Genomic DNA, 12,105 nt, shown 5'->3' on the forward strand with positions numbered 1-12,105 from the left:
CAGTCAGGCTCGCTGCCCGAGCAGCTGCGCTGTCTCGCGGTGCAACCGGCCGAAGTTGTAGTAGGCGGCGCAGGCGCCCTCGGGAGAGACCATGCAGGTGCCGATGGGTGTCTCCGGTGTGCAGGCCGTCCCGAACACCTTGCACTCCCAGGGCTTGATGACACCCTTGAGTACCTCACCGCACTGGCATGCCTTCGGGTCGGCGACGCGGATGCCCGGCATCGAGAACTTCTCCTCGGCGTCGAATTCCGCGTAATTCCGGTGCACCTTCAGTGCGCTCTGCGAGATGAACCCGAGACCACGCCACTCGAAATGTGGTCGCAGCTCGAACGTTTCGGCCATCAACTTCAGGGCCTGCACGTTGCCCTCCGGGCGCACCACCCGCTTGTACTGATTCTCGATCTCGCAGCGTCCCTCCCGAATCTGCTGGAGCAGCATGTGCACCGAGGCAAGGATGTCGAGTGGCTCGAAGCCGGCGACGACCATCGGCTTGCCATACACCTCGGACACGAAGCGGTACGGACGCAGTCCGACCACCGTGGACACGTGCCCCGGGCCGAGGAACCCGGACAGCCGCAGGTCCGGCGACTCCAGGATCGCCTTGATGGGCGGAACGATCGTGACGTGGTTGCAGAACACGCTGAAGTTCGTCACCCCGAGCGCCCGCGCCCGCACCAGGGTCACGGCCGTGGACGGCGCCGTGGTTTCGAAGCCGACCGCGAAGAACACCACCTGCTTGTCCGGATTGTCGATGGCCACCTTCAGGGCGTCGAGCGGTGAGTACACGAACCGGACGTCCGCGCCCCGCGCCTTGGCCTCGATGAGATTGCCCTTCGAGCCGGGCACGCGCATCATGTCGCCGAAGGTCGTGAAGATGACACCGGGCTGTTCCGCGAGCCACATCGCGTCGTCGACGCGGCCCATGGGGATGACGCACACCGGGCATCCGGGCCCGTGCACCAACTCCACCGATTCGGGCAGCAGGTGCTCGATACCGTGACGATAGATCGTGTGGGTGTGGCCGCCACATACTTCCATGAACTTGAACTCGTCACCGCGGGCCAGCTCGGTGATGGACTTGACCAGGGCTCGCGCCGCTGCGGGGTCGCGGAATTCGTCGACGAACTTCATCACTTACCTCTGACTCTCAGGCGATCTCGGACGAGTTGAACGCGTCGATCTCGTTCACATAGTCGGCGCCCATCTTCTGCACCTGGTCCAGGGTGAGTTGCGCCTCGATTTCGTCGATCTTCGCCATCGCGAACCCGACGTGCACGAGCACCCAGTCACCGACCACCAGGTTGTCTTCGGCGAGCAGTCGAACACTGATCGTTCTCTGGACGCCGTTCACGTCCACCTTGGCCAGATGCTGTTGGGCGTCGACGATGTCGACCACCTGACCGGGTATTCCCAAGCACATCGGGTTTCTCCTCTCCGGGACGTTCTCAGCAGATCCGGGGGAGTGGGTCACCGACGAGCATGTCGACGATCCGGCTGCCGCCGAATGATGTTCTCAGCGCGACGATTCCTGGGGGTTCCCTCAGAATCTCGCCCACGATTGCGGCATTCGCTCCGCGGGGGTGCGCCCGCATCGCCGTCACGGCGGCCTCGGCTTCCTCCGCCGCGACGACGGCCACGAACTTGCCCTCATTCGCGACATACAGGGGGTCGATGCCGAGCATGTCGCAGGCACCGAGCACCTGCGGTTGGATCGGCAGGGTTTCCTCGTCGACGATGACGGCGACCTGGGAGGCCTTGGCGAGTTCGTTGCAGACGGTTCCGACACCGCCGCGCGTGGCGTCGCGCATCCACCGTGTCGACGGCGCCGCCGCGAGGAGCGCCTCCACCACTCCGTTCACCGGCGCGGTGTCCGAGGCGATGTCCGCTTCGATCGCGAGGTCACCCCGCGCCAGCATGACCGCCATTCCGTGTTCCCCGATGGTGCCGGACAGCACCACCTTGTCGCCGGGCCGGACGAGGTCCGGCGACAACCGCCGACCGTCGGGGATCACACCGACGCCCGCCGTGGAGATGTACACGCCGTCGGCGGCGCCCTTGCCCACCACCTTGGTGTCGCCGGTGACGATCTGCACTCCGGACAGAATCGCCGCCTCACTCATGTCGGCGACGATCTCCTTCAGCTCCGCGATGGGAAAGCCCTCCTCGATGACGAATGCCGCCGACAGCCACTGCGGCCGCGCACCCGACACCGCGAGGTCGTTGACCGTGCCATGGACGGCGAGGTGACCGATCGATCCACCCGGAAAGCGCCGCGGCTGCACCACGTAGGAGTCGGTGGAGAAGGCGAGCCGCTCACCGGAAGGCAGTGCCAGGGCCGCGGCGTCCCCGAGCTGTTCCAGTTCTTCGTTGCGGAACGCCTCCACGAAGACGGCATCGACGAGCGCGGCCGACGATTTGCCGCCTGCCCCGTGCGCGAGGGTCACCACCTCGTCCAGCAATCGCGGCCGACGCTGACGGAACTTGTCGATGCGTTCGAGGACGCGGTCTTCGCGCTGAGCCGAGGTGGCTGGTTCGGTGGTGCTCATGCATACGCTCCCGGTCTCGCGAGATGTTCCTGGGCGACGGACCACAACCGGTACCCGAGCATCGCGTGGCTCTCCTGAATGCGATGAATGCTCTGCGAGTGGATGGTGAAGCAATAGTCCAGGTAGTCGGCAACCGCCATCCGGCCGCCTTCGTGTCCCGCGAATCCGATGGTCAGAAGACCTCTGCTCTTCGCCTCGGTCAGCGCCGTCATCAGATCGTCGGAATTGCCGGAGGTCGACAACGCAATGGCCACGTCCCGATCCCGGGCGTGGGCGATGATCTGTCGCTTGAAGATCAGGTCGAACCCGACATCGTTGGCCAATGCGGTCACCACCGCCTGGTCGGCGGCGAGGGACCAGGCCGCGACGGGGCGTCCGCGCGCCGGACGACTGAACAGGGTCGCCAGGGTCGCGGCATCGGTGGAGCTGCCGCCGTTGCCGAACGTGTAGAGCCGGCCGCCGCGCCGAAACCTGTCGGCCATCTCGATGCCGGCCGCTGTCAGGCCTTCGCCGTACTCCTCGAGTGAGGACCGTTGCAGCCGTGCGCTTTCGGCTGCTTTACCACGCGCCGAGGCGGCCAAGTCGTCGAGGAGGCTCTTCGCGTCCGTCTCCTCGGAGTCGATGAAGGGGTAGAGAAAGTTGGTGCTCTCGGAGTCGTGCGTGGTCATCCTTCCCTCTCCTGCTCTGCTGGGCGGGGCTCTGTGCCGTCGAGTCGGGTGATCGCTGCGCCCGCATGGACGAGGACCAGATCGTTCGGCCGCACGTCGGGCAACACGCTGACGTCCACCCATTCCTCACCTGTGGCGGTGCGCACCAGGGCAGGGCCGAGGGCGTCGGCGGGCTCCAGCACCACTTCACCGAGACGGCCCTCGTCGCTGCAGGTGACGCAGCCGGTCTGGGTGCACTCTTCGGTGTCGGGCTTCAGCAGCCCCGAGTGCTCGAAGCAGACGTGCGTGAGCTCCCACAACAGGTGGTACATCAGGACGAATCGCCCGGTGGCCGGGACCATCGGGTCGTCGGAATCGACCCACAGGATGTGGTTCGCCGCTCCGGCGGGTGGGCGCGGTCCCGCCCCGATCCACAGGGTTTCGACGCCCCACGCGGGGGCGCGGCGCATCGCGTCCACGACGGCAGGTTCGTCGGCCGACGCGACCGCCAGCAGGACGTCCCCGGGCCGGCTCGCCACCCGGGATTGCGCCACGGGGTCGGGCTCGACGAGTGCGACCGACGGCAACGCGCGTTTTCCCATGATCACCGGGTGTACGAATTCGACCGCCACATGGTGGGCGTGCGGCTCCCATTGAGGTGAGATGACCCATAGCGTCGCGCCGTCGTGGAATCTGCGCGCAAGGGCAAGTGATGCGGCGGCAAGGTCTGCCGACAGGTCCGTGTCGACGAGGTGGCCGCCCGTTTCGATGATCGTCATTGACTTCGCTCCCGTCCCGGGCCGGTCGGTCGGGGCTACCGACGTCACGGTCCGCGCATGGTCGCCGCGGCACCGATCACCGCCTGGCCGAGGGAGAGTCCTCCGTCGTTGGGAGGCACCCGGTGGTGGGTGAGGACTCGATAACCGCTGCTCTTCCAGTGTGCTCTCAACAGACCGAGGAATAAACGGTTTTGAAAGACTCCACCGGTCAGTCCGATCGTGGTAATGCCGGTGGTGGTGACGGCGCGGTCGACGAGCGTGGCGGTGGCCTCGGCCAGGGCATGGTGGAAACCGAGGGCCAGTTCCGCGGGAGGCGTCCCCGCGTGGACACCCGCAATCAGGCCCGACAGGAGTGAATGGATCCCGATCTGGTCGCCGTCCACGTCCATGGTCAGCGGGGCGGGGTGAGTGGTGGTGCGAGCGAGTGCCTCGAGTTCGATGGCGGCCTGCCCCTCGTAGGTGACGCGGTGACGAACACCCAGTAGTGAGGAGACCCCGTCGAAAAGACGGCCCGCGCTGGTGGTCCTGACGCAGCCCCTGCCCGACACCAGTTGTGACGCGACCGCCGCGCGTTCCGCTGCCGGCAGCGCGTCCGTGCACCGGAGTCCGTCGAGGTTCCCGATCCCGGCCTCGTGCAGGAGGGCGAGTGCCACCCGGGCCGGGTTGCGGACGGCGGCATCACCGCCGGGAAGAGAAAAGGGCTGCAGGTGTCCCATACGCCGGGTGCTCAGCACGTCGGGGCCGACGAGGAGGAGTTCGCCGCCCCACACCGTGCCGTCGCAGCCGTATCCGGTGCCATCGAAGGCCACACCCAGCACCGTGGTGCCCAGCAATCCCTGTTCCGCCATCAGTGACGCGACGTGTGCGTGATGGTGCTGGACGGTGTGCAGAGGGGTGCCGGTCCGCTCGCTGTACCGCTGCGCCCAGTGATGGGTCGAGTATCCGGGATGCGCATCGGCGATCACTGCCTCGGGCGAGATGCCGTGGAGGTGCGTCAACTGCTGCACCGACGTCTCGAACGCCCGCAGACTTTCGAGACTGCCCATGTCGCCCAGATGCGCCGAACAGAAGGCGTAGTCCTGCCGGGTAATGCAGAAGGTGTTCTTGATCTCGGCACCGACCGCCAGCACCTCCGGACTGTGCTCCGGGAGTACGACCGGCAGTGGTGCGTAGCCGCGGGATCGCCGGATCGGCAGGACGGTGTCACCGTCGACCGACAGCACCGAGTCCTCGCACGGCACGGCGATGCGGCGGTCGTGCATCAGGAACACGTCCGCGATGCTCCGAAGCCGCGTGCGCGCATCGTCGTTGTCGAAGCACAGCGGTTCACCGCTGAGATTGCCGGAAGTCATCACCAACGTCCGCGGCGGTGTCACCCGGCCGCCCGGGGTGCGCGCGAATAGCAGATGGTGCAGCGGCGTGTAGGGGAGCATCACACCGAGGTCGTCGATGCCGGGAGCGATGCCCTCGGACACGGAAGTCGAGCCGTGCTTGCGCAGCAGGACGATCGGCCGGGCCGGATGCTGCAGCAGGGCAGTCTCGAACTCGGAGATCCGGCACAGTTCCCGCGCCACGGAGAGGTCGGCCGTCATCACCGCGAACGGCTTGTCCGGCCGATGCTTGCGCTTGCGGAGGGTCGCGACCGCCGCGCTGTCGGTGGCGTCGCAGACGAGATGGAACCCGCCGAGACCCTTGACCGCGACGATCCTCCCGTCCTGCAGCGCCCCCTGCACGGCGAGCAGTACGGTGTCATCGCCCGTGAGACGTTCAGCGTCCACTTCGGCGAACAGGTGCGGACCGCAGTCGGGGCAGCAGACCGGCTGCGCGTGGAACCGGCGATCATCGGGGTCGCGGTACTCGGCCGAGCACCGCTCACACAACGGGAACTCGGCCATCGTCGTGTTGGGCCGGTCGTAGGGCAGGTCGGTGATCACGGTGAAACGAGGTCCACAGTTCGTGCAGTTGATGAACGGGTGGCGGTACCGGCGGTCCTGCGGATCACCCAGCTCGCGGACGCAATCCGCGCACGTCGCCACGTCGGGTGAGACGAGCGTTCTCGCACCGGCGACGTGACGGCTGTCGATGATCCGGAACGAGTCGTCACCCCGCAGCGGTACAGCTTCGACGGCCACGTCCACGATGACCGCCATCGGCGGCGCGTCCGCGCGGAGCCTGCGGGTGAACTCCGACAACGACGCAGCGGGACCTTCCACCTCGATGAACACGCTGACGTCGTCGTTGCCGCAGTGGCCGCTGACACCGAGGTCGTCGGCGAGTCGGGCGACGAACGGGCGGAAGCCGACGCCCTGCACGACCCCGTGAACCGTGATGCGCGATCGTTCGACCGTCATCCTCGGATGATTCTCCGGTCGAGGTCCCGGGCGCAAGAGGCCTCCGTGGCGACGCCCGTGTGAAGCGGAAGGGCGCTGGTGATCAGCCCGGGCTACTTCTCTTCGGCGGCGCGGGTGCCGGTGACGGTGTCGATCAACCCGTAGTCCCGCGCCTCGTCCGCGGAGAGAATTCGGTGTGCGCGCATGTCGTCGATCACGGTGTCGACGGGACGTCCACAGGAGTCGGCGATACGACCCTGCAGTCTGCGTAGTTGCCGCGAATGATGTTCGGTGGCCGTGGCGATGTCCGATGCCGGACCGGCACACGTGGTCCGCGGTTCGCGGAGGTGGAAGGTGGCGTGGGGTGCTGCCGTCCGTTTCTCGGCGGGAGACAGGAGGGCGACCGCCACGCTCGCGACGACGCCCTGGCAGTGGACGTGCAGCGGCACGCTCATCAGATCCAAAGTGTCGAGCAGTGCGGCGGCCGCGTCGACATCGGCATCGACGCTGCGCAGCCACACCTGGACCGCCCCGTCGCCGGACGCGTCGAGCAGGGCGAGTGACACCGCCGCGCGGTTCGTGGCTTCGCTCTCGAGCCTGCCGGTCAACGTGACGATCCGTTGATCGAACAGGCGCTCGGCGAGCCAGTCGGAACTGGGAGCGGGGACCGACGTGACGTGCATCGGCGCGGGTGGCTGCCGCGGATCCGGTTGCCACGGTGTGTGGAACGGCGGGACGGGCGGCGGTGAGGGTGGTGGCCAAATCATGGTGATGACTCCTGTTGTGCAGAGATCGTCCAGTCGACAGTCCGGCCGACGGCCGCCGCATACCGTTCGAGCGTCGAGAGCCGAGGATCGATGTCACCGCGTTCGAGGCGTGCTATCGCGGACTGCGACGTGCCCATCTGTGCCGCGATATCGGTCTGGGTCAGTCCGTGCTCGAGCCGGGTTGCGACCAGTTCGTCCAGGAGCGCTCGACGCCGGCCGGACAGGTGTTCCAATCCGGGAAAGGCAGTGCGCCGAGGTTCGGTCGACATACCATCGATGATATCTCGAATTCGATATACGGAGGGGTGCTCATGGCGAAACTTCGTGCGGCCGTCGTCGGCGGCGGCATCATCGGTCTGGCGGTCGCCCGGGAACTCCTGCACCGGATCGACGGCCTCGAGTTGACGTTGTTCGAGAAGGAGACCCGTGTTGCGGCCCATCAGACCGGCCACAACAGCGGAGTCGTCCACGCCGGTCTCTACTACACCCCCGGCAGCCTCAAGGCCCGGCTGTGTCTGCGTGGTGTCACCCTGCTCCGGCAGTATGCACAGGACAAGGGTGTGCCCTACGAGGAATGCGGCAAAGTGGTGATCGCGCACGATTCCAGTGAAATAGCTCGTATGAACGCCATTTTCGAGCGTGCCGTTTCCAACGGGGTGCCGGACGTCCGGTTGCTCGACGGCGGCGCGATTCGGGACATCGAACCACACGCACGCGGCGTCGCCGCGATTCATTCCCCGAGAACTGCGATCATCGACTACGTCGCGGTGGCGGAGGCGCTCGCAGGAGACGTCGGCGCGGCCGGTGGACGGGTACGACTCGGGACCGAAGTGGTGGGGCTGGAAAGCCGGGCGCGGGAGGCTTTGGTTACCACCTCCCACGAGACCGAGTCGTTCGATCTGGTGGTCACCTGCGCCGGCTTACAGTCGGACCGCGTCGCAGTACTGTCCGGTGAGTCCCGATCACCGCGCGTGGTCCCGTTCTCCGGCGACTACTTCCTGTTGCAACCCGAACGTTCGTCGCTGGTGAAGGGACTGATCTATCCGGTGCCGGATCCTCGCTATCCGTTCCTCGGCGTCCATCTCACGAAACGGATCGACGGCCGGATCATGCTCGGCCCGAACGCTTTCCTCGCGCTCGGCCGCGAGGCATACACACGGCGGGACTGGTCGGTGCGCGATACCGCGTCGGCGATCGGATTTCCGGGGTTCTGGCGGTTCGCCCGCGGGAACGTAGCGGCAGCCGTGCGTGAAGCCCGCACCGTCCTGAGTACGGAGGCGTTCGTGCGGGAGGCACAGAAGTACGTGCCCGATGTGTGTCGCGCGGACGTCACCCGTGGTCCCCGGGGGATACGGGCCCAGGCCATGAACGCCGACGGAAGCCTCGAGGACGACTTCGTCATCACCGGGGCGCACCGCGTCATTCACGTCCGGAACGCGCCCTCCCCGGGTGCGACGTCCTCGCTTGCCATCGCCGAATACGTCGTCGACGAGACGCTCGCTCGCGCAACCGGGTGAGCTTGCCGTGACGTCCGACCACCGCAACGCTGCAGTCGGAGGGTCAGCGGCGTCGCAGCTGGAGCGTGAAGCCCTCGGGCATGAGGGTGAGCCGCTCGGCGATCTTCAACTGATAATCCGGATCACCCACGATGTCGTAGCGGCGCAGAATGGTACCCAGAACGAGCACGGCCTCGTGGACTGCGAATTGTCTTCCGATGCAGGCGCGTTCGCCGGTGCCGAAGGGCTTGTACACGTGCGCGGGACGCGACCGGATGCGTTCGGGCAAGAAGTTGTCGGGGTCGAAGGCCTCGGGATCGTCCCCCCAGACGGGGTCGCGGTGCAGCGCGGGGATGAGGACGAGGACCCAGTCGCCGACCTTCATCGGATACTTGCCGACGAGGGTGGTGTCGACGGTGGCCTCCCGGCCGTAGGCGGGCGCCGTGGGCCACAGCCGCAGCGACTCGTCGAGCACTCGTCGCACATACCGCAGTTTGGCGATCTGCTCGAACTCCGGTGTCTCCTCGCCCCACACCTCCTCGACCTCGGCGCGAGCCTTCGCAAGCACCTCGGGGTGACGAGAGAGGTAGTAGAGGGCGAAAGACAGCGCGCCGGAAGTCGTCTCGTGTCCCGCGACGAGGAAGGTGACCACCTGATGACGGATGTTCAACTCGTCGATCTTGTCGGGGTGATCTTCCCGGGCCGCCCGCAACATCAGTTCGAGCAGGTCCTCGGGGCCCGCGTTGCCGCTGCCTCGGCGGGCCCGGATCACCTCGTCGACCACTTCGGCCAGATACTCCAGATTTCTCGCATTGCGGCGATCCGCCCTGCGTGTCAGGAGTCGCCCGATCGCGGACGTCTTCACGAACGTCGTCCGCTGCGAATGGCTGAGTGCGCCCACCATTGCCTGCACGAATGGGTGCGGACGTGGACGCTCGAACGAGTCGAACGAATAGCTGAAGCCCGTGCGGCCGATCGTCTCGAGGGTCAGCTTGGTCATGTCCGAAGACACGTCCACGGGTGTGCCGTCGGTGCGGCGGTCCCAGTACTCGGTCAACTCGTCGGCGACGTCGAGCATCGTCCGGTGGTACGAGCGCATCGCCGGCTTCGTGAAGGCTGGCGCGAGCAGGTTGTGTGCCTTGCTCCAATTGGGCTCGTGGTTGTAGGCGGTGAACAGCCCGTCTCCGCCCAACTCCCGCAAGGAGGCGACGCCGGGAGCGAGGTGTTTGGCGAAACGGGACTCGTCCGACAGTTCCGCCACCATGTCGGCGCCCGAGGCGAACACGAAGCGGTTACCGAGGACATCGCGTTCGAAGATGGGCCCGAGCGTCTTCCCGATCTCCATCGAATTCTGCAATGGCGTGCGGATGTTGATGCCGAGCACGTCACCGAGTACCGGTAGTCGCCAGCGGGGATGAGGAATAGCCGCGGTGTCGCGCTCGCGAAGTGATTCGACGCTCATATTGCCCCCGGTGTGTCGCGCACTACTGAATTGATGTCTAGTACGCAAGGTACGCCTTACTGAATCGGTGTCAAGTAGTAGCGTGAGTCAGCATGACCAGTGCCCGCCGCCGCCTCGACCCCGAACAGCGGCGGACGCAGCTACTCGACATCGGCGCGCGTTTGTTCGCCGACCGGCCGTACGAGGACGTGTGGATCGAGGAGGTCGCCGAGCTCGCCGAGGTGTCGCGTGGGTTGATGTACCACTACTTCCCGACGAAACGAGACTTCTTCGCGGCCATCGTCGAGCGCGAGTCCGAACGGCTCCTCGCGGCCACTGCCCCCGACCCGTCGTTACCCGTCGAAGAGCAGGTGGCGGCGGGCCTCGACGCGTATCTCGAGCATGTCGCCAGCCATCGGCACGGCGTGCGGGCGGTCAACTTCGGTGCCCTGTCGGCGGATGCCGACATCCGGGCCATCGTCGAGCGCGAACTCGACGCGCAGCAACGCCGGATCGTCGACGCCCTCGACCCACCGGCGGACGACCGTGAGCTCATCGGTGTCGCGGTGCGCGGCTGGATCGCCTTTGTCCGAGCGGTGTGTATGGACTGGCTCGATCACCCGTCGATCCGCGAAAGCGAACTTCGGGACCTCTGTCTGCGGTCGCTGACCGGGATGCTCGGGGGGTGGCCGGATTGAACCCCGTGATCATCGAGCGAGAATCGACTGTCGATGCACCCATGGACTGGGTCTGGGACCGCGTCGTGAGCCCCGAGGGCATCAACGACGAGTTGCGGCCCTGGTTGACGATGAGTCTGCCCCGCGGCGCCGGGTCGATCACCATCGACACTGTTCCCGTGGGCGACCCCCTCGGCCGCGCCTGGCTCAAACTTTTCGGCATTCTGCCCTTCGACTACGACGCCCTGACCATCGCCGAGCTCGATCGGGGACGACGGTTCCACGAGAAGTCGACGATGCTCAGCATGCGTCGTTGGGAGCACGAACGCACTCTGACTCCGTGCGAGGACGGTCGTACTCGGATTTCTGACCGGATCACGTTCGAACTTCGTACTCCGATGGCGATAATGGCGCCCTTGATCGGTCGCGTGGTGCACGCCCTCTTCGGTCACCGGCACCGTCGCCTGCGGCGTCATTTCGACCGACCGATCACCAGTCGGTGAATCAACCGTGCCGCGGTGCGTGCGGTGCGCTGGTCGATGTCGTAGACAGGATTGAGTTCGGCCACATCGCAGACCGCGAGTTTTCCACTGGCGGAAACGGTGTCGCAGATGAACTGCACTGTCTCGACCGGAATGCCGAACGCGGCGGGCGCACTCACTCCCGGCGCGACTGCAGCGGGTAGAGCGTCGAGATCGATGGTCAGGTAGACGAGGTCCACGCCCGCCAGGAATTCGAGGACGAACGCGTGCACGGCAGCCCGGTCGAGCGAGTCGTCGTCCGACAGATAGCGCACACCGAGTCGCCGGGCGGTGTCGAACAGCGCTGTCGTGTTACTCGGCTGGGCGATGCCGATCACCGAGTACTGCACTCCGGTTCCGGCGGCACGTTCGCGCTCGAGAATTTGTCGGAACGGCGTTCCCGAAGACGCCACCGGATCGGGACGGAGATCGAAGTGCGCGTCCACGTTGAGGATTCCGATTCGCCGATCCGAGGTTCTCAGCGCGGACCGGGCCACACCGAGGTACGTCCCGTACGCCATTTCGTGCCCGCCGCCGAGGACGACCGGGAAGTGACCCGCGTCGACGACGGCGCCGACCGCGGCCGCGAGCGCCTCCTGCCCGGCCTCGACCCGATCATCGACGACTGCGATGGTGCCGGCGTCGTACGCCCGAATCGGGTGGGGCAGCGCCATGGAGGAAAGTGCGGACCGCAACGCGTCCGGTCCGCCCGCCGCCCCCCGCCGCCCCTTGTTTCGTGCCACCCCTTCGTCACTCGCGAAACCGAGAAGCACGGTCGCCCCCGGTTCGGCTGCGGGATCGAACGGTGTGACCACTTGATGCCAGCGCAGGTGCTCCGACGTGGAGCCGTCGACTCGCCCCGACCAGGTCGGCGGGGGAGTGGACACCGGAATCGGCACGT

General features: G+C 66.6%; 13 protein-coding genes. 3 read left to right on the forward strand and 10 right to left on the reverse strand.

Annotated features, from left to right (window positions below; translation table 11 throughout):
* Positions 1-3 precede the first annotated feature (3 nt).
* The 8 genes from hypD to GFS60_RS04680 all read right to left on the reverse strand — a co-directional run bounded on the left by hypD (position 4) and on the right by GFS60_RS04680 (position 7,338).
* Complete coding sequence (hypD, locus tag GFS60_RS04645; protein ID WP_109326808.1) at positions 4-1,131, reverse strand: hydrogenase formation protein HypD; 1,128 nt, start codon at positions 1,129-1,131, stop codon at positions 4-6.
* Between the two features lie 16 nt (positions 1,132-1,147).
* Positions 1,148-1,420 carry a HypC/HybG/HupF family hydrogenase formation chaperone gene (locus tag GFS60_RS04650; protein ID WP_109326811.1) on the reverse strand — a complete coding sequence of 91 codons (273 nt, stop codon included), beginning with the start codon at positions 1,418-1,420 and terminating at the stop codon, positions 1,148-1,150.
* Between the two features lie 25 nt (positions 1,421-1,445).
* Positions 1,446-2,546 (reverse strand): hydrogenase expression/formation protein HypE, encoded by a 1,101-nt coding sequence (hypE, locus tag GFS60_RS04655; protein ID WP_159919209.1) that lies wholly within the window; start codon positions 2,544-2,546, stop codon positions 1,446-1,448.
* A complete protein-coding gene (locus GFS60_RS04660) occupies positions 2,543-3,214 on the reverse strand; it encodes a D-sedoheptulose-7-phosphate isomerase (protein WP_159919211.1) in 672 nt (223 codons plus the stop codon). Before GFS60_RS04660 ends, hypE begins: the two co-directional genes overlap by 4 nt.
* The gene (locus tag GFS60_RS04665; RefSeq protein WP_159919213.1) at positions 3,211-3,972 is read right to left on the reverse strand and encodes a HypC/HybG/HupF family hydrogenase formation chaperone; all 762 of its coding nucleotides are present in this window, start codon (positions 3,970-3,972) and stop codon (positions 3,211-3,213) included. Before GFS60_RS04665 ends, GFS60_RS04660 begins: the two co-directional genes overlap by 4 nt.
* Positions 3,973-4,016: 44 nt before the next feature.
* Positions 4,017-6,323 carry a carbamoyltransferase HypF gene (gene hypF, locus GFS60_RS04670; RefSeq protein ID WP_159919215.1) on the reverse strand — a complete coding sequence of 769 codons (2,307 nt, stop codon included), beginning with the start codon at positions 6,321-6,323 and terminating at the stop codon, positions 4,017-4,019.
* Between the two features lie 92 nt (positions 6,324-6,415).
* On the reverse strand, positions 6,416-6,985 hold the full coding sequence (locus GFS60_RS04675; protein WP_159926869.1) for an ATP-dependent Clp protease proteolytic subunit: 570 nt from the start codon (positions 6,983-6,985) through the stop codon (positions 6,416-6,418).
* Between the two features lie 80 nt (positions 6,986-7,065).
* A complete protein-coding gene (locus tag GFS60_RS04680; protein ID WP_159919217.1) occupies positions 7,066-7,338 on the reverse strand; it encodes a helix-turn-helix domain-containing protein in 273 nt (90 codons plus the stop codon).
* Between the two features lie 42 nt (positions 7,339-7,380).
* On the opposite strand from GFS60_RS04680, the gene lhgO reads away from it, so the two are divergent.
* Entirely contained in the window at positions 7,381-8,586 is a 1,206-nt protein-coding gene (gene lhgO / locus GFS60_RS04685; RefSeq protein ID WP_159919219.1) for an L-2-hydroxyglutarate oxidase, read from the forward strand.
* Between the two features lie 43 nt (positions 8,587-8,629).
* Here the strand turns inward: lhgO and GFS60_RS04690 are convergent, their stop codons facing one another.
* Positions 8,630-10,027 (reverse strand): cytochrome P450, encoded by a 1,398-nt coding sequence (locus GFS60_RS04690; RefSeq protein WP_159919221.1) that lies wholly within the window; start codon positions 10,025-10,027, stop codon positions 8,630-8,632.
* Between the two features lie 92 nt (positions 10,028-10,119).
* On the opposite strand from GFS60_RS04690, the gene GFS60_RS04695 reads away from it, so the two are divergent.
* Both GFS60_RS04695 and GFS60_RS04700 read left to right on the forward strand, forming a co-directional pair.
* Positions 10,120-10,704 carry a TetR/AcrR family transcriptional regulator gene (locus GFS60_RS04695; RefSeq protein WP_159919223.1) on the forward strand — a complete coding sequence of 195 codons (585 nt, stop codon included), beginning with the start codon at positions 10,120-10,122 and terminating at the stop codon, positions 10,702-10,704.
* A gap of 5 nt (positions 10,705-10,709) precedes the next feature.
* A complete protein-coding gene (locus GFS60_RS04700) occupies positions 10,710-11,186 on the forward strand; it encodes a hypothetical protein (protein ID WP_159926873.1) in 477 nt (158 codons plus the stop codon).
* Here GFS60_RS04700 and hutG read toward each other — a convergent pair.
* Positions 11,156-12,103 carry a formimidoylglutamase gene (gene hutG / locus GFS60_RS04705; protein ID WP_159926871.1) on the reverse strand — a complete coding sequence of 316 codons (948 nt, stop codon included), beginning with the start codon at positions 12,101-12,103 and terminating at the stop codon, positions 11,156-11,158. The genes GFS60_RS04700 and hutG overlap by 31 nt on opposite strands.
* Positions 12,104-12,105: the final 2 nt, after the last annotated feature.

It is taken from the genome of Rhodococcus sp. WAY2 (assembly GCF_009859915.1).
Taxonomy (GTDB): Bacteria; Actinomycetota; Actinomycetes; order Mycobacteriales; family Mycobacteriaceae; genus Rhodococcus_F; species Rhodococcus_F oxybenzonivorans.

Coding starts and splice junctions, on each gene's coding strand:
- hypE (WP_159919209.1), bottom strand. CDS start 2,546: ATGAGCACCACCGAACCAGCCACCTCGGCTCAGCGCGAAGACCGCGTC.
- hypF (WP_159919215.1), bottom strand. CDS start 6,323: ATGACGGTCGAACGATCGCGCATCACGGTTCACGGGGTCGTGCAGGGC.
- GFS60_RS04680 (WP_159919217.1), bottom strand. CDS start 7,338: ATGTCGACCGAACCTCGGCGCACTGCCTTTCCCGGATTGGAACACCTG.
- GFS60_RS04650 (WP_109326811.1), bottom strand. CDS start 1,420: ATGTGCTTGGGAATACCCGGTCAGGTGGTCGACATCGTCGACGCCCAA.
- GFS60_RS04690 (WP_159919221.1), bottom strand. CDS start 10,027: ATGAGCGTCGAATCACTTCGCGAGCGCGACACCGCGGCTATTCCTCAT.
- GFS60_RS04660 (WP_159919211.1), bottom strand. CDS start 3,214: ATGACCACGCACGACTCCGAGAGCACCAACTTTCTCTACCCCTTCATC.
- lhgO (WP_159919219.1), top strand. CDS start 7,381: ATGGCGAAACTTCGTGCGGCCGTCGTCGGCGGCGGCATCATCGGTCTG.
- GFS60_RS04675 (WP_159926869.1), bottom strand. CDS start 6,985: ATGCACGTCACGTCGGTCCCCGCTCCCAGTTCCGACTGGCTCGCCGAG.
- hypD (WP_109326808.1), bottom strand. CDS start 1,131: ATGAAGTTCGTCGACGAATTCCGCGACCCCGCAGCGGCGCGAGCCCTG.
- GFS60_RS04695 (WP_159919223.1), top strand. CDS start 10,120: ATGACCAGTGCCCGCCGCCGCCTCGACCCCGAACAGCGGCGGACGCAG.
- GFS60_RS04665 (WP_159919213.1), bottom strand. CDS start 3,972: ATGACGATCATCGAAACGGGCGGCCACCTCGTCGACACGGACCTGTCG.